Consider the following 18,651-nt stretch of genomic DNA (forward strand, 5'->3'; position numbering starts at 1 on the left):
TGCTGCAAATATCCCCGGGGGAGTCCCGCAGGGACGGGGGGCAGCGCCCCCCCTTACTCCGCCTGTCGTGCCGCGCGCCCGCCGCGGCGCTGCGCGAGGCGCGGCGCGCGGGCGGGCAGGTCGGCCATCACCGCGCGGCGCTCCTCGGGGCTCATCCGCGACCAGCGGCCGATCTCGTCCAGTGTGCGCAAACAGCCGATGCAGAGCTTTTCGGTCGGGTGGATCTGGCAGATCTTCACGCAGGGCGTGTCGATTTCCGCCCGTTTCCAGATCCCGTCGGTGTTTTCCGGCCTGTTCTCAGCCATGCGCGCGCCCCAGATGCGCAAGGCGGTCGAGCGCGCCTTGCAGAATGAACCCCGCCGCGACGTGATCGACCAGCTCGGCCCGGCGCTTGCGGGAAAGATCGGCCTCCAGCATCGCGCGTTCGGCCGCCACCGTCGAGAGCCGCTCGTCCCAGAAGGTTATCGGCAAGGGCGTCAGCTTTTCCAGGTTGCGCGCGAAGGCCCGCGTCGATTGCGCCCGCGGCCCTTCCGAGCCGTCCATGTTCACCGGCAGACCCAGCACCAGCCCGACGATCTGCCGCTCGGCCACGGTCTTCATCAGATCCGCCACGTCGAGGGTGAATTTCTCGCGCCGGATCGTGCGCAGGGGCGTCGCGATGCCCCGCTGCGTGTCCGAGACCGCAACCCCGATCGTTTTCGTGCCCAGATCCAGCCCGGCCAGCGCCCCCACCCGCGGCAGCGCTCCGGCAAAGTCGTCCATCCCGGGGCAGATCATGGCGCGGCTCCGATCGTGCCAAGCGGCACCTGCGTCGCCGCCTCGATCTTCGCCAGATCCCCGGCGCGGCCGGTGAATTTCGTCCGCGCCTCGGTGGCGATCGTCGCGGCGCGCTCCGCCTCGCCCAGCACCCGCAGCGAGGAGATCAGCTTCGCCCAGTCCTCGGCGCTGCCGCCCTCATTCGCCAGCCGCGCGTTCAGGTTGTCCACCATGCCGCGGATCATCGCCAGACGGTCGGCGGGGGCCATGCCCTCGGCGGCCTGCATCTGCTCGGCCGAGGGGCCCGCGGGCACCGGCAGCGGCGCGGTGTAATCCTGTTCGCCCGCCAGCCAGGCCAGCGTTTCGATGCCCTGGGCGATCTCGGCCACCCAGGGCGCCTCGGGCGGCGAGACGCGCAAGGACGCATCCCACAGCCGGAAGGCCCGGTCGGGGCGATCATTCTGCCCCATCATCAGCCCGACATAGAACAGCGCCAAGCCGTCTTTCGGGTTCATTTCCAGCGCCTTGGCAAAGGCCGCCTCGGCCTCGGCCGTCACCAGCCCGCCCGCGGCAATCGTCATCAGCTCGCCCAGACGGGTGTAATCCGCCGCCTCGGCCCGGTCGCCCTTGAGCGCGACAAGCCGCCGCTGCGCCTCCCATCCGGCGCGGTAATTGCCCAGCGCCATCTCGTTTTCCGACAGCAGCGCCAGCCCCTTCTGATCATTGGGCCGCGCGGCCACCGCCTGACGCAGCCGGTCCATCAGCTCCAGATATTGCGGATCGGGCTGTGGCACGGGGCGGCCCGCCGCCGCGGCCCGCGCCTCGGCGGCCTTGCGCTCGGCCGCCGCCGTCGCTTCCGCCGCCGCCTGATCGGGGCGGGCCTGGTAACGCGCCTCCGCCCCGGCCAGCCGTCCGGCCAGCGGCGCATCGGGCAGACCCGCCGCGCCAAGCCGGTCATAGAGCGCGAAAGCCCCGGTCAGCACCGCCACCACCAGCACCGCCGCCGCCACCGTGCCGCGCCGCGGCGCCTCGGCTGCGCGGCCCGCCGCCTGCAGCGCCCGGTCCGCCTCCAGCAGCCGGCGCGAGATTTCCACCCGGCTCCGGGCCGCCTCCTCGGGGCTCAGCACGCCGCGGGCAAGGTCCTTGTCCACCTCGGCCAGTTGCGCGCGATAGACCTGCAGATCCTGCGCCCCGGCGGGCTGGGCCTGCCCGCGCGGGCGGATCAGCGTCAGGGCAAGGGCGAAGGCGATGGCGGCGACCAGCGTCGCGCAGATGATCCAGAACAGCATGGGGTCTCCTATCCTGCATCTTCCATAGGGCTTTTGGCGTCGTGCAGAAAGAGACAAGAGCGTGAAAGGCCCGCGCACGGCTCTGCGCGACAGCTCTTGTCAACGATGTCGCTTTTTGCTGCCGATTGCCGCATGGGGGGGGCTTTCGGGGTTCCGGGCGGTTCATCTAAGGTGGAACAGCCAGACTCGGGGCGCGCGCACAGCCTGTGGCACCCCAACCCGAAGCGAGAGAGGGCCGATGAGACGCTATTCGATCTTCGCCGTTGCGCGCGAGGCGCTGCGCTACCACAGCGGTTGGGAAAAGGCCTGGGCCTCGCCCGAGCCGAAAAAACGCTACGATGTCATCGTGGTGGGGGCGGGCGGGCATGGCCTGGCCACGGCCTATTATCTGGGCAAGGTGCATGGCATCCGCAATGTCGCGATCATCGAAAAGGGCTGGCTGGGCGGTGGCAACACCGGGCGCAACACCACGATCATCCGCTCGAACTACCTGCAGGACCCCTCGGCCGCGATCTACGAAAAGGCGCGCTCGCTTTATGAGGGGCTGAGCCAGGATCTGAACTACAACGTCATGTTCAGCCCGCGCGGCCTTTTGATGCTGGCGCAAAGCGAACACGAGGTCCGCGGCTACAAGCGCACCGTTTATGCCAACACCCTGCAAAATGTCGAAACCCGCTGGATCGAGCCGAAGGAAGTCAAGAAGCTGGTGCCGATCCTGAACATCGCCGGGCCGCGTTATCCGGTTCTGGGCGCGCTTTATCAGGAAAAGGGCGGCACCGCGCGGCATGATGCGGTGGCCTGGGGCTATGCGCGGGCCTGTTCCGACATGGGCATGGATCTGTTGCAAAACACCGAAGTCACCGGCGTGCGCACCGCGGACGGCAAGGTCGTCGGCGTCGACACCTCGCGTGGGTCGATCGATTGCGGCAAGCTCGCCATCGTCGTCGCGGGTCATTCCTCGGTGCTGGCGGGCATGGCGGGCTTCCGTCTGCCGATCGAATCGATGGCGCTGCAGGCCTGGGTGTCGGAGCCGATCAAGCCCACCATCGATGTCGTGGTGATGGCGAACCTTGTGCACGGCTACATGTCGCAATCCGACAAGGGCGAGCTGGTGATCGGTGGCGGCACCGACGGCTTCAACAACTATTCGCAGCGCGGCAGCTGGCACCATGTCGAGGAAACCACCCGCGCCCTGATCGAGACCTTCCCGGTGATTTCGCGGCTCAAGATGCTGCGCCAATGGGGCGGCATCGTCGACATGACGGGCGACCGCTCGCCCATTCTGTCGAAAACGCCGGTCGAGGGCATTTTTGTCAACTGCGGCTGGGGCACCGGCGGCTTCAAGGCCATTCCCGGCTCGGGCTTTGCGATGGCGGAACTGGTGGCCAAGGGCTACTCGCCGCTTGCCGCCGAATTCGGCCTGCACCGCTTCAAGGAAGGCCAGTTCATCGACGAATCCGTCGCCGCCGGGGTGGCGCACTGATGCGTGCTGCCGCCTGTTCCATGGTCGGCGTCGCTGCTGCCCTCTGTCTTCCGCTCACGTCCGTCGCGCAGACCTCGGAAAAAGTCGAGATCTACGGCTGTGATCCGGAAGGCTGGGCCGATGCGGGCGTTGTGCTTGATCTGGTCAAGCCCGATATTGGCTTTGCGGGTGTCGTACTGAGCTGGGCGTCGAAAACGCCCGGGTATCATGTGCATCGCGCAACGGTCGAAGCGGCAAATGAAATCGCGCGGCTTGTTATGGCCTATGATGACGAGGGGCAAGTCGTGACGAAGACCTTCATCCTCAGCAAAACGCCGGAGGGCACGGTCGAATTGGATCAGGACCCTCCGTCAACCTTCAAATTTGCCAAGAAAGTCAATGGCATTCCTGTGCCGTGGCGCTGCGAGGCTTCTGTCTGGAAAAGCAAGCCATGACGCGCGCATTCGTTTCATCTTGCCCGAAATACCTCGGGGGTCCGGGGGCAGCGCCCCCGGCCGCCGTCACAAAAAAGGCCTGCTGACATGCTGACACTGACCTGTCCCTGCTGCGGCGTCACCGTCGAGGAAACCGAACTGGCCCCCGGCGGCGAGGCGCATCTGAAGCGCTTTGGCCCGGGCTCCTCGGATGCCGAGTTCGAAACCTACATGTTCGCCCGCAAGAACCCCAAGGGCGTGCATTTCGAACGCTGGCGCCACGCTTACGGCTGCGGCAAGTGGTTTTTGGCCGCGCGCTGCACCGTCACGCTCGAGGTTTTCGGCACCTATCCGGCGCAGACCTCCGAACCGCCCGCCGATCTCATCGCCAAAATCAAAGAGAAACGTCCGGGCTGGGAGGGCTGGAAATGAGCCATCGTCTGTCTTCGGGTGGCCGTCTGATCGACCGCTCCAAACCGCTCTCCTTCAAGTTCAACCGCCGCAAGGCCAAGGGCTTTGCCGGTGACACCCTCGCCTCGGCGCTCTTGGGGTCGGGCCGCACGCTGCTGGGGCGGTCGTTCAAATACCACCGCCCGCGCGGGCTGGTGGCCTCGGGCGCCGAGGAGCCGAACGTGCTGGTCAACCTGGGCCGCGGCAACCGCCACGAACCCGACCAGCGCGCCACCACGACGGAGCTGTTCGAGGGCGCCTGGGCCACGTCGCAAAACCACTGGCCAAGCCTTGGCTTCGACATCGGCGCGGTGAACGATTTCGCCTACAAGCTGATGCCCGCGGGCTTTTACTACAAGACCTTCATGCATTCGCTGGAAGCCTGGCACGGCATTTTCGAGCCGCTGATCCGCCGCGCCGCGGGGCTGGGCAAGGCGCCGAAAAAGCCCGACCCGGACCGCTACGAACAGGCCTATGCCTATTGCGACGTGCTGGTTGCGGGGGGCGGTATCGCGGGTCTTGCCGCGGCGCTGAAGGCGGGCCGCGAGGGCAAGCGGGTGATCCTCGCCGAGCAGACCGCGCATTGGGGCGGTCGCGCCCCGGTGGATGGCGGGCTGATCGACGGCCAGACACCCGAGGTCTGGATCAACAACACCCTGCAAGCCCTTGGCGCCATGGAAAATGTCCGGCTGATGACCCGCACGATGGTGGCGGGCCTGCATGACCATGGCTATGCGATCCTGTACGAGCGCGTCGCTGATCACACCCCGGGCGACGGCCGTCCGCGGCATCGGCTGTGGCGCACCCGTGCCGGGATCACCCGGGTCGCGACCGGCGCGATCGAGCGGCCGCTGGCCTTTGCGGGCAACGACATTCCGGGCGTGATGCTGGCCTCGGCGGTGCGCGATTACATCGTCAACTGGGCCGTCGCGCCAGGCAAGCGCATCCTTGTGGTGACGAACAACGACGACGCTTACCGCACCGCGCTTTGCGCACTCGGCGCGGGGCTGGAGGTCGCGGCGGTCATCGACGCCCGCCCGGCGCCGACCGGGCCGCTGGTGGAAGCCCTGCGCGAACGCGGCGTCAAGGTGCTCGAAGGCCGGGCCATCGCCCGGGTCAAGGGGGCGAAGGCGGTGAAGGCGGTCGAGATCGCCAGCCACATGGGCGAGGGCGGCGCGGTCGAGCGGATCGACTGCGATTGCGTCGCGATGTCGGGCGGCTGGTCGCCGGTGGTGCATCTTTATTCGCATGCGGGCGGCAAGGTGATCTGGGATGCGGCGGCGGCGATGTTCCGCCCCGATGGTGCGAAACCGCCGACCGGCGACAAGGGGCAACCGATCGCCGCCGCGGTGGGCGCCGCGAATGGGCATCTGACGCTCGATGCGATCTGCGCGGAAGCGGGCATGGTGGGCCAGGTCGAGGCCGAAGCGCCGCTGATGCCGGTCTGGGTGATGCCTGCCAAGGCCTCGGAAGCCTTGAAATTCAAGGCCTTCCTTGACTATCAGAACGATGTGAAGGTCTCGGACGTGCAGCTGGCCGCGCGCGAAGGTTACGCCTCGGTCGAACATACCAAGCGCTACACCACGCTCGGCATGGCCACCGATCAGGGGAAACTCAGCAACATCAACGGTCTGGCGATCCTGTCCGAAGCTTTGGGGCAGGAGATCCCGCAGACCGGCACCACCACCTTCCGCCCGCCCTACACGCCGATTTCCTTTGGCGCGATCGCGGGCGAGGCGCGGGGCGAGATCTTCCAGCCTTTGCGGAAAACCCCGATGCACGCCTGGCACGAAGCCAAGGGCGCGCATTGGGAGCCGGTGGGCCTGTGGCGCCGCCCCTATACCTATCCGCGCAAGGGCGAAAAGCACCGCGAGTCGGTCAACCGCGAGATCGTCAACACCCGCACCAATGTCGGGTTGCTTGATGCCTCGACGCTGGGCAAGATCGTGGTCAAGGGGCCGGATGCGGGGCGGTTCCTGGACATGATCTATACCAACCTGATGTCGACGCTGCCGGTGGGCAAGTGCCGCTACGGGCTGATGTGTTCGGACAACGGCTTTCTGATCGACGACGGCGTGGTGGTGCGGCTGGATGAAGACACCTGGCTGTGCCACACCACTTCGGGCGGCGCGGACCGGATCCATGGCCACATGGAAGACTGGCTGCAATGCGAATGGTGGGACTGGAAGGTCTATACCGCCAACCTGACCGAGCAATATGCGCAGGTCGCGGTTGTGGGGCCGAAGGCGCGGAAACTGCTGGAAAAGCTCGGCGGCATGGATGTCTCCAAGGAGGCGCTGCCCTTCATGACCTATCGGGAAGGCACTTTGGGCGGCTTTCCCGTGCGGGTGTTCCGGATCAGCTTCTCGGGCGAGCTCTCCTATGAAATCGCGGTCCCGGCGAATATGGGGCTGGCGTTCTGGGAGGCGCTGCATGCGGCAGGCGAGGAATTCGGCGTCATGCCCTATGGCACCGAAGCTTTGCATGTGATGCGGGCCGAAAAGGGCTTCATCATGATCGGCGACGAGACCGACGGCACCGTCATCCCGCAGGATCTGGGCCTTGGCTGGGCGATCAGCAAGAAAAAGGCGGATTATCTGGGCAAGCGCGCGCAGGAGCGCAAGCACATGACCGACCCGGACCGCTGGACGCTGGTGGGGCTGGAAACGCTTGACGGTTCGGTTCTGCCCGATGGCGTCTATGCCATCGACGAGGGGGTGAACGAGAACGGCCAGCGCAAGGTGCAGGGCCGCGTGACCTCGAGCTATTATTCGCCGATGCTGAAGAAGGGCATCGCCATGGGGCTGGTGCGGCATGGCCCGGCGCGCATGGGCGAGGTGCTCGAATTCCCGGCCGATGCGGGCAAGGTCATTCAGGCGCGGATCGTCGATCCGGTGTTCTACGACAAGGCGGGGGAGAAAGCCGATGTCTGAAGCGGTATCTGCACTGAACGGCGAAAGCCATGCCGGGTTTGCGACCGTGACCGAGGCGGGGCTGTCGGGCATGGTCACCGTGCGGGCCGATCTGGCGCTGACCGCGACGCGGATCGCGCTGGCCGGGCAGGGGCTGAAGCTGCCCGGCGCGCGCGAGATCGTCGCGGGCGAGAAGGGCCGCTTCACCGCCTGGATGAGCCCCGACGAGCTGCTGGTGCTCTGCGCCTATGAGGACGCGCCCGCCGTGGCGGCGGGGATCGCGCATTCGCTGCACACCGAACATGCGCTGGTGAGCAATGTCTCGGATGCCCGGGCGCGCTTCACCATTGCGGGGGCCAAGGCCGATCAGGTGCTGATGAAGCTTTGCCCGGTCGATTTCGCCGCGCTCAAGCCCGGCGAGATGCGCCGCACCCGCGCCGCGCAGGTCGCTGCGGCGATCTGGCGCTCGGGTCCCGAGGAGCTGAGCCTGGTCTGCTTCCGCTCGGTCGCGGCCTATGTGATGGGGCTGCTCGAGGTCTCGGCCCGCCCGGGGGGCGAGCTTTATTGACCGGGCAGGGGGGCGCTGCCCCCCGTCCTTCGGACTCCCCCCGGGATATTTATGGCAAGATGAAACCCGCCTCCTTCATCTTGCCATAAATATCCCGGGGGTGACTTGCCCGGCAGGGCAAGAGGGGGCAGCGCCCCCTTTTTCCTTGCCTTGCGGGGCCGCTTGCCGCAGATCGGAGGCAAAGGAGACCCACCATGGACTATTCGAAATCCGGGGGCGCGCGGCCCGACAAGAACACCCCGCGTCATGCCGAACATAATGCCAAGGGCTCGGCGAAGAACCCCTTTGGCAAGGGCGCGGCGAAGGACGATCTGATCGCGCGGATGAAGGCCGCCGCCGAGGCGCGCAAGGCGGCGGCCCAAAAGCCCTGATCTGCGGATCGGGCAGGGGGGCTGTGCGGGAAATTCACCCGTCAACCCTTGACCTTGGCGCGTTCAGTGCTTCAATTGGTCGCAACAGAACCCGAGTAAAAGGATCGCTCAAATGGCTTTCGAACTTCCTGCCCTTCCCTATGCGCATGATGCCCTGGCGTCGCTGGGCATGTCGAAGGAGACGCTCGAATATCACCACGACCTGCACCACAAGGCCTATGTCGACAACGGCAACAAGCTGATCGCGGGCACCGAATGGGAAGGCAAGTCGGTCGAGGAGATCATCAAGGGCACCTATTGCGCCGGGGCCGTGGCGCAATCGGGGATCTTCAACAACGCCTCGCAGCACTGGAACCACGCGCAGTTCTGGGAAATGATGGGGCCGGGCGAAGACAAGAAGATGCCGGGCGACCTGGAAAAGGCGCTGGTGGAAAGCTTCGGCTCGGTCGCGAAATTCAAGGAGGATTTCGCCGCTGCGGGCGCCGCGCAATTCGGCTCGGGCTGGGCCTGGCTGGTCAAGGACAGCGATGGCGCGCTGAAGATCACCAAGACCGAAAACGGGGTGAACCCGCTCTGCTTCGGGCAGACCGCGCTTCTGGGCTGCGATGTCTGGGAGCACAGCTATTACATCGACTTCCGCAACAAGCGCCCGGCCTATCTGACCAACTTCCTCGACAAGCTGGTGAACTGGGAAAACGTCGCCTCGCGTCTGTGAGGCGGACAGACGGATGAAGAAACCGGCCCCCGCGGGGGCCGGTTTTGTTTTGACCTCTCTTTGGCTGAGGCCATTGCCGAAGCCACGCAGACCAGTTGCCCCGTGACCGCCGGGGGCCCAAAGGCCCTCGGCCAGCGCCCGCCCCGCCCATGGCGGGCGCTTCTCGCCCGCCGGGGCTGGGCGCTGGCCTCTGTCGCGCTTGGGGCTGACGGCCCTGCGGCAGGCGTTGCCCGCGCGGGCGGGGAAAGGCGGTGCCTTTCCTGATCCGCCCGAAACCGGCTCAGAGCTTCTCGAACCGGCAGGTGAAATGCCGCATCAGCTTCGGCTCCTTGACGATCCGGTAGCCGCGCAGGCTGTCCTTGGTTGCCGCCAGCTCCTCAAAGGCCTCGATGATGTAATCGGCATGGCTTTGCGTATAGGTCCGGCGCGGGAAGGCGAGCCGCACCAGATCCATCGCCGCCGGTTTCTCGGACCCGTCCGGCTGGCGGCCGAACATCGCCGTGCCGATCTCGCACGACCGCACCCCGGCGATCTCATAAAGCGCAACGGCCAAAGCCTGCCCCGGATATTCGAGCGGCGGAATCTGCGACAGCCAGGCCCGCGCGTCGATGAAGACCGCATGCCCGCCCGCGGGCTTCACCACCGGCACCCCCATCGCATCCAGCCGCTCGACGATATATTGATGCGTGCGGATGCGGTAGCGCAGGTAATCCTCGTCGACGATCTCGACCAGACCCTGCGCCAGCGCGTCCAGATCGCGGCCCGCCAGCCCGCCATAGGTCGGAAAGCCCTCGGTGCGGATCAGATGGCCGCGCGCCTCCTCGGCCAGATCGTCATCGTTCAGCGCCAGCCAGCCGCCGATATTGCCGAACGCATCCTTCTTCGCCGACATCGTCATGCCATCCGCCACCGCGAAGCAATCGCGCACGATCTCGGGGATCGAGCGCTCTGATTGCCCCGCCTCGCGGGTCTTGATGAACCAGGCGTTTTCCGCAAAGCGACAGCCGTCGATGACGAAAGGCTTGCCATACCGATGCGCCAGATCGGCCACGGCGTGGATATTGGCAAGGCTCACCGGCTGGCCGCCGCCCGCATTGTTGGTGATGGTGATCATCACCAGCGGCACTTCGGCGTGATGCGCCTCAAGGTAAGCCTCGAGCCGCGCCAGATCCATGTTGCCCTTGAACGGATGCAGGCTTTGCGGGTCCTTGCCCTCGGCAATTACCAGATCGTCGCCCATGGCGCCCGAGGCCTCGATATTGCCGCGCGTGGTGTCGAAATGCGTGTTCGAGGGGATGCGCTTGCCCGGCCCGCCGAAGATCGAGAACAGGATCGCTTCTGCCGCGCGGCCCTGGTGCGTCGGGATGATGTGCTTGAATGGCATCAGGTTCTGCACCGCCGCCTCGAAGCGGAAGAAGCTGGGCGAACCGGCATAGCTTTCGTCACCCTGCATCATGGCGGCCCATTGCAGCGATGACATCGCGCCGGTGCCGCTGTCGGTCAGAAGATCGATCAGCACGTCATCCGAGTGCAGGCCGAAGAGGTTGTAGCCGGCCGCGCGCGCCAGACGTTCACGCTCGGGGCGCGAGGTGAGGCGGATCGGCTCGACCGATTTGATGCGGAAAGGTTCGATGATGGTTTTCATCACGGGGCTCCTGTCGATGGCCCCATGAAGCCGTGGCAACCGTCGCACGATGGGGCCGCAGCGTCGCGGTTGCCCGAAGACCCGGACCGCGCTCGACGCCCAAAGAGGTTGCAGGATGAAATCTTGCATCGCGCGTCATTTCCGTCAAGTCAGGCGGTGGGATCGGGATTGACGGACGCCCCGGGGCGGGGTTCTGTGGCCGCCTTGGCGCAGGGGAGATGCGGATGACGGACACCACGAAGGGTTTTGTCGCGATGGTGGCCGCCTGTTGTGTCTGGGGTCTGTCGGGGATCTATTACAAGGCGCTTTCCGAGGTGCCGCCGCTGGAAGTGCTTGCCCATCGCACGCTCTGGTCGGTGGTGTTTCTGGGCGCGGTGGTGGCGGTGCAGGGGCAGGGCGCGGTTCTGGCGCGCGCGCTTTCGGGGGCCAATCTGCGCATCGTGACGGCGGCGGCGGTGGTGATCTCGCTGAACTGGTTCGGCTTCATCTGGTCGGTGCAGAACGGCCGCGCGGTCGAGGCGTCCTTGGGCTATTACATCTTCCCGCTGGTCGCGGTGGCGCTGGGCATGGTGTTTTACGGCGAGCGGATGGGGCGGGCGCAGGCGGTGGCGGTGGCGGTCGCGGCGGCGGCGGTGGGCTGGCTGACCTGGGCGCTGGGCGCGGCGCCCTGGATCGCGCTGCTTCTGGCGGGCAGCTTCGGATTTTACGGGCTTTTGAAGAAGAAGCTTTCGGTGCCTTCGGTGGTCTCGGTGCTGGCCGAGGTGGTGCTTCTGGCGCCGCTGGCCGGGCTGGTGCTGGCGGCGGCGCATTTTGGCTGGTTTGGCCGCGCGCCCGGCTCCGGGCATTTCGGCGATGACCTTGGCCATTCGCTGATGCTGGCCTTTTCCGGGCTGATGACCGGCGGGCCGTTGATGCTGTTTTCCTATGCCGCGCAGCGGGTGCGGATGGCGACGATCGGGCTGGTGCAATATCTCAATCCGACGCTGCAATTCCTGGTTGCGGTCGCGGTCTTCGCCGAGCCCTTCACCCGCGCCCATGCCATCGCCTTTGCGCTGATCTGGGGGGCGCTGGCGCTGTATTCGGCTGCGGCGCTGCGGGCGCGCGGCTAGGGGGCGCTGTCCCGCCGCGACCCGAACGGGCGCAACATCCCGCGGGGGCAGGCTTTGCCGGGCGGCAGAGGTTGACAACTTCCGGCAGAAGCGCGACCTTGGCGCCCTCACCCGGGGGGTCTCGACAAGAGGCTGAGATACTGCTGGCCGGAAACCGATGCCGCGCAGCGCAGTGACCCGATGAACCTGATCCAGTTCACACTGGCGTAGGGATGGTGCACAGGCCGCGCGCGCCCCGCCCCCGGTTTCGTGGGAAGGGAAGCTTCCTGCCGGTCCTCCCATTCGACGCGGAACTGGGTCTCCTACGCCTTGAGCTCTGGAGGCTCCGACCGATGAAAGACCTGACCCCAACCGTCACCACGGGCCCGCTGCCCGGCTCGCGCCGCGTCTGGCATGCGGGCGAACGCCACCCCGAGATCCGCGTGCCGATGCGCGAGATCGACCTGCATCCGACCGCAGGGGAGCCCGCCGTCACCGTCTACGACAGTTCCGGCCCCTATACCGACCCGAAAGCCGAGATCGCCATTGACCGCGGCCTGCCGCGTCTGCGCGAAGCCTGGATCGCCGCGCGGGGCGATACCGAGACCTGTGCCCGAAGCGCCGCGCCGCCCCGGCAGCAGGCCGGTGCCGAAACCGCGCGGCAGGCGCCCGATTTCCCGCAGCCCCCGCGGCCGCGCCGGGCGAGGGGTGGGCAGGCGGTGACGCAGCTGGCCTATGCAAGGGCCGGGATCGTCACGCCGGAAATGGAATTCGTCGCCATCCGCGAGAATCTGGGACGCAAGGCCGCGCAGCAGGCACTGGCCCGCGACGGCGAGAGCTTCGGCGCCGAGATTCCGGCGTTCATCACCCCCGAATTCGTCCGCGACGAGATCGCGCGGGGCCGGGCGGTCCTTCCCGCCAACATCAACCACCCCGAGGCCGAACCCATGGTCATCGGGCGCAACTTCCTGGTGAAGATCAACGCCAATATCGGCAATTCCGCCGTCACCTCGTCGATGGCCGAAGAGGTCGAAAAGATGGTCTGGGCCATCCGCTGGGGCGCGGATACGGTGATGGACCTGTCGACGGGCCAGGACATCCACACCATTCGCGAATGGATCTTGCGCAATTCCCCGGTGCCGATCGGCACGGTGCCGCTGTATCAGGCGCTGGAAAAGGTGGGCGGCATCGCCGAAGACCTGAGCTGGGAGGTGTTCCGCGACACGCTGATCGAACAGGCCGAGCAGGGAGTGGATTACTTCACCATCCATGCCGGGCTGCGGTTGCACATGATCCCGATGACGGTGGGCCGGGTGACGGGCATCGTGTCGCGCGGCGGGGCGATCATGGCCAGATGGTGCCTGCATCATCACCGCGAGAGCTTCCTTTACGAGCATTTCGACGAAATCTGCGAGATCGCCCGCGCCTATGACGTGGCCTTCAGCCTGGGCGACGGGCTGCGGCCGGGCTCGATCGCCGATGCCAATGACGCGGCGCAATTCGCCGAGCTGGAAACCCTGGGCCAGCTGACCCGGATCGCCTGGGCCAGGGATTGCCAGGTGATGGTCGAGGGGCCGGGCCATGTGCCGATGCACAAGATCAAGGAAAACATGGACCGGCAGCTGCGCGACTGTGGCGAGGCGCCCTTTTACACCCTCGGGCCGCTGACCACCGACATTGCCCCGGGCTATGACCATATCACCAGCGGCATCGGCGCCGCGATGATCGGATGGTTCGGCACGGCGATGCTGTGCTACGTCACGCCCAAGGAGCATCTTGGCCTGCCCGACCGGAACGACGTGAAAACGGGGGTGATCACCTACAAGATCGCCGCCCATGCCGCCGATCTGGCCAAGGGGCATCCGGCGGCGCGGATCCGCGATGATGCCCTGAGCCGCGCGCGGTTCGAATTCCGCTGGGAGGATCAGTTCAACCTGTCGCTCGACCCCGACACGGCGCGCGCGATGCATGACGAAACCCTGCCCAAAGAGGCCCATAAGCTGGCGCATTTCTGTTCGATGTGCGGGCCGAAATTCTGCTCCATGCGCCTGAGCCACGACATCCGGGCCGAGGCGCAAAAGGACGGCATGCAGAAGATGGCCGAGAAGTTCCGCGCGGGCGGGGAACTTTACATGCCGCTTGACGAGGCGCCATGAGCGCGGGGCGGGCGCCGGAACGATGGCCGGGCGCGCGCCGCCCGGCGCCAAGGCCGAGCCGGTGAGAATTGCCCCGTAAGTGCTTGAAAAGTAATCGTTAAACTTGCGTCCCGCCGGTGCTGAACGCCCTCAGCCCCGGCGGGGCAGCCCCGTTCCGGTTGTTTCCTCAGCCGAAGGCGGTTTCGAGCGCTTCCTCCAGCGCGGCCACCGTCGCCACCGTCGTCACGCCGTCCAGCAGGCTCTCGCCCGCAAAGCCCTCGGCCACGACATGGGCGTTCAGCGCCAGCAGCGGGTCCCAGTAGCCCTCGGTGTTCAGAAGCAGGATCGGTTTCGTGTGCAGGCCCAGCTGGCGCCAGGTCAGCACCTCGTAGAATTCGTCCAGGCTTCCGGCGCCGCCCGGCAGCACGACGACCGCATCCGAATTCATGAACATCACCTTTTTCCGCTCGTGCATGTTCTCGGTGACGACAAAGGTGGTCAGGTCGCGTTTGCCGACCTCGAGCCGGAACAGGTGTTCGGGGATCACCCCGAAGGTCTTCGCCCCCGCCGCCTGCGCGGCCCGCGCCACCTCGCCCATCAGGCCCACATCGCCCGCGCCGTAAACCAGCCGCCAGCCGCGCGCGGCGAGCATCGCGCCGGTGGCCCGGGCGTCTTGGGCATAGGCGGGGCGGGCGCCCGGGCGTGAGCCGCAGAAGACGCAGACCGAGGGGGCGGATGTGGCGGACATGAGCTGGGCTTTCGTGCTGGAAATCGCGGTGGCGGGTGTTGCTTTTGGCAGGGATACCGGGTCAGATGGTCGCAAGCAAGCGGCGGAAAACGCCGTGGCCGCAAGGCCGCCAGGAGGGAGAGACAGCATGTCCGAGGGCAGGAAGACGGCGGTTGGGGTCGCGGTGGGCGGTGGTGCGGCTGTGGCGGCGGTGGCTGCCGTTGCCGCGCTCTGGTCGCTCGGGCAGGACGCGCCTGAACCCGCCGCTTCAGGGCCTGAACCGGCGGCTTTGCCCTCCGCGGCGGCCCCGGCGCCGATCCCGCAAACCGCGCCCGCGCCGGGGCAACAGGGGGGGGCCTCGGCCGCGCCGCAGGCTCCCGCTGCTGCCCCGCCCGTTTCGCTCCCCGTCGCGGCTGCGCCTGCGACGCCTGCCCCGGTTCCGACCGCGCCGATTGGGCCGGCCCCGCCGGCGCAATCGGCGCCTGTCGCAGAAGCTGCCGTTCCCCCGCAGTCTCCGCCGCCGCCGGTCGCCCGCTTCGACACTTTGCGCGTCACCCCCGCCGGGGCGCTGACGCTGGCGGGCGATGTCGCCCCGGGCGCCAAGGTCGAGCTGCTGCTCGAGGGCGAGGTGATCGACACCGTTACCGCCAATGCGCAGGGCGCCTTTGCCGCCGTCACCTCGGCCGAACCCTCGGCCGAACCGCGGTCCTTGCAGCTGCGGGTGACCGGCGCCGATGGCGTGGCGAAGATGTCCGAGGAAAGCCTGACCGTCGCGCCCAGTCCGCGTGCTTTGGCCGAGGCCGCAACCGCCGAGGGCGCGGCGCCCGAAACCGTCGCGGCCCAGGTCGAAGCGGCGCAGGTTCTGGCCGAAACGCCGCTGCTCACCGATGCCAGCGGCACGCCGCGGCTCCTGGCGGGCGTTTCCGAAACGCTGGTGATCGACACGCTGTCGTTTGCGCCCGATGGCAAGATCACGATTTCGGGCCGCGGCGCGCCCAAGGGGGCGCTGTTGCGCGCCTATGTCGACACTGCCGAGGTGGGGCTGGTGCAGGCGGGCGCCGCGGGCGGCTTCACCCTGCGGCTGCCCGCGGCGACGCCCGGGCCGCACAGCCTGCGCCTTGACGCGCTTGACGCCGCGGGCCGGGTGCTGGCCCGCGCCGAGCAGGGCTTCGAGGGCATCGCCCCGCCGCCGCCCGCCACCGCCGCGGTTGCCGACACCGCCGCCCAGAGCCGCATCGTCACCATTTCCAGCGGCAACACGCTTTGGGCGATCGCGCGCGACACCTATGGCGATCCCTATTTTTACGTGCAGATTTTTGAGGCGAACCGCGACCAGATCCGCGACCCGAACCGGATCTATCCGGGCCAGGTCTTCACCCTGCCCGAGTAAGCCCTTTCGGGTCAAATGCGCGCGGGGGCTGGACAATCGCGCCCCACCCCCTAGGTTGCCCGCACGGCCGCGGCATCCGCCCGGCTTCCCGGACACTCGAGACTTTGGAAGGACGGGCAGATGGCGCCCTCTCAGATCACGCAGGCTGGCAAGCTGGACGCTTCGGAACGGGCGCGGGGCTGGCGCACGATGAAGGCCGTTGCGCCCTATCTGTGGCCCGAGGGGCATGGCTGGGTGAAACAGCGCGTCGTGCTGGCGATGGCCTTCCTGGTCGCCGCCAAGGTGATCGCGGTGCTGACGCCTTTCCTTTACAAGGCGGCGGTGGACGGTCTGGCGGGCCAGGCCCGTGACGAGACCTGGCTTCTGGGCTTTGGCGCCATCGCGCTGACCGTGGCTTACGGGCTGGCGCGGCTGATGTCGGTGGGCTTTGGCGAATTGCGCGACGCGGTTTTCGTGCGGGTGGCGCAACGCGCGCTGCGGGCGCTGGCGCTGGAAACCTTCCAGCACATCCATGCGCTGTCGCTGCGCTATCACATCACCCGCAAGACCGGCGGGCTGTCCCGCGTTGTCGAGCGCGGCGTGAAGGGCGTCGATTTCCTGTTGCGTTTCATGCTGTTCTCGGTCGGGCCGCTGATCCTTGAACTCACGTTGGTCACGCTGATCTTCGCCTTCCTGTTTGACTGGCGCTATGCGCTGGTCGTCGTCGGCACGATCTGGACCTATGTCACCTACACCTTCCGCGTCACCGAATGGCGGGTGGCGATCCGCAAGAAGATGAACGACGCCGATACGGCGGCGAACCAGAAGGCGATCGACAGCCTTTTGAACTTCGAGACGGTGAAATATTTCAGCGCCGAGAAGCGCGAGGCGGCGCGCTATGACGCCTCAATGGAGCGTTACGAGGGCGCGGCGGTGAAGACCGGGCAAAGCCTGGCCGCGCTGAATGCGGGGCAGACGCTGATCATCACCGCGGGGCTTGTGGCCGTGATGGTGATGGCGGCGATGGAGGTGCAGGCGGGCACGCTGACGGTGGGCGATTTCGTCATGGTGCAGGCCTATATGATCCAGATCACCATGCCCTTGAGCTTCCTCGGCACGGTCTATCGCGAGATCCGGCAGGCGCTCGTCGACATGGGCGAGATGTTTGATCTGCTGCACCAACCGGCCGAGATCACCGATGCGCCCGGGGCGAAGCCGCTGGCGGTTTCGGGCGGGGCCATTGCCTTCAAGGGCGTCAACTTCGCCTATTCCCCGGAACGGCCGATCCTGAAGGGGATCGATCTGGCGGTGGCGGCGGGGCAGAAGGTGGCGCTGGTTGGCCCCTCGGGCTCGGGCAAATCCACCATCGGGCGGCTTTTGTTCCGGTTCTACGAGGTGACGGGCGGCGCCATCAGCATCGACGGGCAGGACATTCGCGCGGTGACGCAGGAAAGCCTGCATGCGGCCATCGGCGTGGTGCCGCAGGACACGGTGCTGTTCAACGACACGATCCGCTACAACATCGCCTATGGCCGGGCGAATGCCACCCAGGCCGAGATCGAGGCGGCGGCGCGGGCGGCGAAGATCCATGATTTCGTGATGTCCCTGCCCGAGGGCTATGACACCCAGGTCGGCGAGCGCGGGTTGAAGCTGTCGGGCGGCGAAAAGCAGCGCGTGGGCATTGCGCGTACGCTGTTGAAGAACCCGCCGATCCTGCTTCTGGACGAGGCGACCTCGGCGCTCGATACCCAGACCGAACGCGACATTCAGGAAAGTCTGGATGCGATGGGGCGGGGGCGCACGGTGATCGTGATCGCGCACCGGCTGTCCACGATTGCCGATGCCGACCGGATCGTGGTTCTGGAAGCGGGCGAGATCGTCGAGGAAGGCACGCATGAGGCGCTTGTGGCGCGCGCGGGCCGCTATGCCGCAATGTGGGCGGCGCAATCGGCCGAGGAAGCCGCCGAGGCGGCGGAGTAGGGCAGGGGGGCGCTGCCCTCCTTTCGTGACCGGGGCCGTGGTTTCCCGGCCTTGGCAATGGCGCGGGCTTGCGTATAGATAGGCCAAAGACGAGGAGCCCGGCGTGGATCAGACCGACAGTTTCATTGACGAAGTTACCGAGGAAGTCCGCCGTGACCGGCTGTTTGCGGCGTTTCGCAAATATGGATGGATCGGGGTCGTGGCGATCCTGGCGCTTGTTGGCGGCTCGGCCTATGTCGAATGGGAAAAGACGCAGCGGCAGGCCCGGGCCGAGGCCTTTGGGGACGGCATCCTGAGCGCGCTCGAGGCGGAAAACCCGGCCGAGGCGCTGGCGGCGCTGCCGGTTTCGGGGCCGCAGGACGGGATGCGCAAGCTTCTGACCGCGGCGCAGGCGGCCGAGGATGGCAAGGTCGAGGTGGCGCTGGCGGATCTGCGCGCGGTGGCGGGCGATGCGACGCTGCCCGACAGCCTGCGCCAGCTGGCCCGGCTCAAGGCGGTTCTGGTCGCGGGCGCGGCGATGGGCGCCGAGGAGCGCAGCGCGGAACTGGCGGCGCTCTCCGCGCCCGGGGCGCCGTTTCGCCTGATGGCGATGGAGCAGCAGGCGCTGGCGGCGCTGGCGGCGGGCGACCGGGACGGTGCTATCGCGAAAGCGCGCGAGATCATGGCCGAGGATGGTGTGACCTCGGGCTTGCAACAGCGCGCGACAGAGTTGATTGTGGCGCTGGGTGGCGATCCGGCTGCGAAATGATG

The 18,651-nt window shown here is 67.2% G+C and carries 17 protein-coding genes and 1 riboswitch; of the genes, 12 read left to right on the top strand and 5 right to left on the bottom strand.

Features of this window, described 5'->3' with window-relative positions:
- Window positions 1-53: 53 nt before the first annotated feature.
- The 3 genes from AC4PTB_RS06165 to ccmI are packed head-to-tail and all read right to left on the bottom strand — an operon-like array spanning window position 54 to window position 2,045.
- Window positions 54-305 carry a DUF1289 domain-containing protein gene (locus tag AC4PTB_RS06165; protein ID WP_492192184.1) on the bottom strand — a complete coding sequence of 84 codons (252 nt, stop codon included), beginning with the start codon at window positions 303-305 and terminating at the stop codon, window positions 54-56.
- On the bottom strand, window positions 298-777 hold the full coding sequence (gene ruvX, locus AC4PTB_RS06170) for a Holliday junction resolvase RuvX (protein ID WP_492192185.1): 480 nt from the start codon (window positions 775-777) through the stop codon (window positions 298-300). The genes AC4PTB_RS06165 and ruvX overlap by 8 nt, the downstream gene beginning before the upstream one ends.
- Entirely contained in the window at window positions 774-2,045 is a 1,272-nt protein-coding gene (gene ccmI, locus AC4PTB_RS06175) for a c-type cytochrome biogenesis protein CcmI (RefSeq protein ID WP_492192186.1), read from the bottom strand. The genes ruvX and ccmI overlap by 4 nt, the downstream gene beginning before the upstream one ends.
- 238 nt (window positions 2,046-2,283) lie before the next feature.
- Here ccmI and AC4PTB_RS06180 point away from each other — a divergent pair, with 238 nt between their 5' ends.
- The 7 genes from AC4PTB_RS06180 (at window position 2,284) to AC4PTB_RS06210 (ending at window position 8,957) form a co-directional block, all read left to right on the top strand.
- A complete protein-coding gene (locus AC4PTB_RS06180; protein WP_492192187.1) occupies window positions 2,284-3,528 on the top strand; it encodes a sarcosine oxidase subunit beta family protein in 1,245 nt (414 codons plus the stop codon).
- A complete protein-coding gene (locus tag AC4PTB_RS06185) occupies window positions 3,528-3,962 on the top strand; it encodes a hypothetical protein (protein WP_492192188.1) in 435 nt (144 codons plus the stop codon). Before AC4PTB_RS06180 ends, AC4PTB_RS06185 begins: the two co-directional genes overlap by 1 nt.
- Before the next feature lie 87 nt (window positions 3,963-4,049).
- Window positions 4,050-4,373 carry a sarcosine oxidase subunit delta gene (locus tag AC4PTB_RS06190; protein ID WP_492192189.1) on the top strand — a complete coding sequence of 108 codons (324 nt, stop codon included), beginning with the start codon at window positions 4,050-4,052 and terminating at the stop codon, window positions 4,371-4,373.
- On the top strand, window positions 4,370-7,324 hold the full coding sequence (locus tag AC4PTB_RS06195) for a sarcosine oxidase subunit alpha family protein (protein ID WP_492192190.1): 2,955 nt from the start codon (window positions 4,370-4,372) through the stop codon (window positions 7,322-7,324). Before AC4PTB_RS06190 ends, AC4PTB_RS06195 begins: the two co-directional genes overlap by 4 nt.
- Window positions 7,317-7,871, top strand: coding sequence for a sarcosine oxidase subunit gamma (locus AC4PTB_RS06200; protein WP_492192191.1), 555 nt, complete (start codon window positions 7,317-7,319; stop codon window positions 7,869-7,871). The genes AC4PTB_RS06195 and AC4PTB_RS06200 overlap by 8 nt, the downstream gene beginning before the upstream one ends.
- Window positions 7,872-8,065: 194 nt before the next feature.
- Window positions 8,066-8,242, top strand: a complete 177-nt coding sequence (locus tag AC4PTB_RS06205) for a hypothetical protein (protein WP_492192192.1) — start codon at window positions 8,066-8,068, stop codon at window positions 8,240-8,242.
- Window positions 8,243-8,354: 112 nt separating this feature from the next.
- Window positions 8,355-8,957 carry a superoxide dismutase gene (locus tag AC4PTB_RS06210; RefSeq protein ID WP_492192193.1) on the top strand — a complete coding sequence of 201 codons (603 nt, stop codon included), beginning with the start codon at window positions 8,355-8,357 and terminating at the stop codon, window positions 8,955-8,957.
- A gap of 280 nt (window positions 8,958-9,237) precedes the next feature.
- Here the strand turns inward: AC4PTB_RS06210 and AC4PTB_RS06215 are convergent, their stop codons facing one another.
- Window positions 9,238-10,602: a tryptophanase gene (locus tag AC4PTB_RS06215; protein ID WP_492192194.1), complete on the bottom strand. Its 1,365-nt coding sequence runs from the start codon at window positions 10,600-10,602 to the stop codon at window positions 9,238-9,240.
- Between the two features lie 224 nt (window positions 10,603-10,826).
- Between AC4PTB_RS06215 and rarD the strand changes: the two genes are divergently transcribed.
- Window positions 10,827-11,711 (top strand): EamA family transporter RarD, encoded by an 885-nt coding sequence (gene rarD / locus AC4PTB_RS06220; RefSeq protein WP_492192195.1) that lies wholly within the window; start codon window positions 10,827-10,829, stop codon window positions 11,709-11,711.
- Between the two features lie 102 nt (window positions 11,712-11,813).
- Window positions 11,814-11,942, top strand: a riboswitch (TPP riboswitch).
- A gap of 101 nt (window positions 11,943-12,043) precedes the next feature.
- Window positions 12,044-13,846, top strand: a complete 1,803-nt coding sequence (gene thiC / locus AC4PTB_RS06225; protein ID WP_492192196.1) for a phosphomethylpyrimidine synthase ThiC — start codon at window positions 12,044-12,046, stop codon at window positions 13,844-13,846.
- A 166-nt stretch (window positions 13,847-14,012) separates the two neighbouring features.
- Here thiC and AC4PTB_RS06230 read toward each other — a convergent pair whose 3' ends face one another.
- Window positions 14,013-14,573: an LOG family protein gene (locus AC4PTB_RS06230; protein ID WP_492192197.1), complete on the bottom strand. Its 561-nt coding sequence runs from the start codon at window positions 14,571-14,573 to the stop codon at window positions 14,013-14,015.
- 127 nt (window positions 14,574-14,700) lie between these two features.
- On the opposite strand from AC4PTB_RS06230, the gene AC4PTB_RS06235 reads away from it, so the two are divergent.
- The 3 genes from AC4PTB_RS06235 to AC4PTB_RS06245 all read left to right on the top strand — a co-directional run bounded on the left by AC4PTB_RS06235 (window position 14,701) and on the right by AC4PTB_RS06245 (window position 18,649).
- Window positions 14,701-15,942 carry a LysM peptidoglycan-binding domain-containing protein gene (locus AC4PTB_RS06235; protein ID WP_492192198.1) on the top strand — a complete coding sequence of 414 codons (1,242 nt, stop codon included), beginning with the start codon at window positions 14,701-14,703 and terminating at the stop codon, window positions 15,940-15,942.
- A 120-nt stretch (window positions 15,943-16,062) separates the two neighbouring features.
- Window positions 16,063-17,901, top strand: a complete 1,839-nt coding sequence (locus tag AC4PTB_RS06240; RefSeq protein WP_492192199.1) for an ABCB family ABC transporter ATP-binding protein/permease — start codon at window positions 16,063-16,065, stop codon at window positions 17,899-17,901.
- A 103-nt stretch (window positions 17,902-18,004) separates the two neighbouring features.
- Window positions 18,005-18,649 (top strand): hypothetical protein, encoded by a 645-nt coding sequence (locus AC4PTB_RS06245; protein ID WP_492192200.1) that lies wholly within the window; start codon window positions 18,005-18,007, stop codon window positions 18,647-18,649.
- The last annotated feature ends 2 nt before the right edge of the window (window positions 18,650-18,651 follow it).

The sequence above is a fragment of the Rhodobacter sp. 4.3.4 genome (assembly GCF_058724655.1).

What these genes read in the sequence shown, in the direction of transcription:
- AC4PTB_RS06215 (WP_492192194.1), bottom strand. Translation starts at nt 10,602, where the DNA reads ATGAAAACCATCATCGAACCTTTCCGCATCAAATCGGTCGAGCCGATC.
- thiC (WP_492192196.1), top strand. Translation starts at nt 12,044, where the DNA reads ATGAAAGACCTGACCCCAACCGTCACCACGGGCCCGCTGCCCGGCTCG.
- ruvX (WP_492192185.1), bottom strand. Translation starts at nt 777, where the DNA reads ATGATCTGCCCCGGGATGGACGACTTTGCCGGAGCGCTGCCGCGGGTG.
- AC4PTB_RS06190 (WP_492192189.1), top strand. Translation starts at nt 4,050, where the DNA reads ATGCTGACACTGACCTGTCCCTGCTGCGGCGTCACCGTCGAGGAAACC.
- AC4PTB_RS06195 (WP_492192190.1), top strand. Translation starts at nt 4,370, where the DNA reads ATGAGCCATCGTCTGTCTTCGGGTGGCCGTCTGATCGACCGCTCCAAA.
- AC4PTB_RS06230 (WP_492192197.1), bottom strand. Translation starts at nt 14,573, where the DNA reads ATGTCCGCCACATCCGCCCCCTCGGTCTGCGTCTTCTGCGGCTCACGC.
- rarD (WP_492192195.1), top strand. Translation starts at nt 10,827, where the DNA reads ATGACGGACACCACGAAGGGTTTTGTCGCGATGGTGGCCGCCTGTTGT.
- AC4PTB_RS06200 (WP_492192191.1), top strand. Translation starts at nt 7,317, where the DNA reads ATGTCTGAAGCGGTATCTGCACTGAACGGCGAAAGCCATGCCGGGTTT.
- AC4PTB_RS06180 (WP_492192187.1), top strand. Translation starts at nt 2,284, where the DNA reads ATGAGACGCTATTCGATCTTCGCCGTTGCGCGCGAGGCGCTGCGCTAC.
- AC4PTB_RS06185 (WP_492192188.1), top strand. Translation starts at nt 3,528, where the DNA reads ATGCGTGCTGCCGCCTGTTCCATGGTCGGCGTCGCTGCTGCCCTCTGT.
- ccmI (WP_492192186.1), bottom strand. Translation starts at nt 2,045, where the DNA reads ATGCTGTTCTGGATCATCTGCGCGACGCTGGTCGCCGCCATCGCCTTC.
- AC4PTB_RS06165 (WP_492192184.1), bottom strand. Translation starts at nt 305, where the DNA reads ATGGCTGAGAACAGGCCGGAAAACACCGACGGGATCTGGAAACGGGCG.
- AC4PTB_RS06205 (WP_492192192.1), top strand. Translation starts at nt 8,066, where the DNA reads ATGGACTATTCGAAATCCGGGGGCGCGCGGCCCGACAAGAACACCCCG.
- AC4PTB_RS06240 (WP_492192199.1), top strand. Translation starts at nt 16,063, where the DNA reads ATGGCGCCCTCTCAGATCACGCAGGCTGGCAAGCTGGACGCTTCGGAA.
- AC4PTB_RS06235 (WP_492192198.1), top strand. Translation starts at nt 14,701, where the DNA reads ATGTCCGAGGGCAGGAAGACGGCGGTTGGGGTCGCGGTGGGCGGTGGT.
- AC4PTB_RS06210 (WP_492192193.1), top strand. Translation starts at nt 8,355, where the DNA reads ATGGCTTTCGAACTTCCTGCCCTTCCCTATGCGCATGATGCCCTGGCG.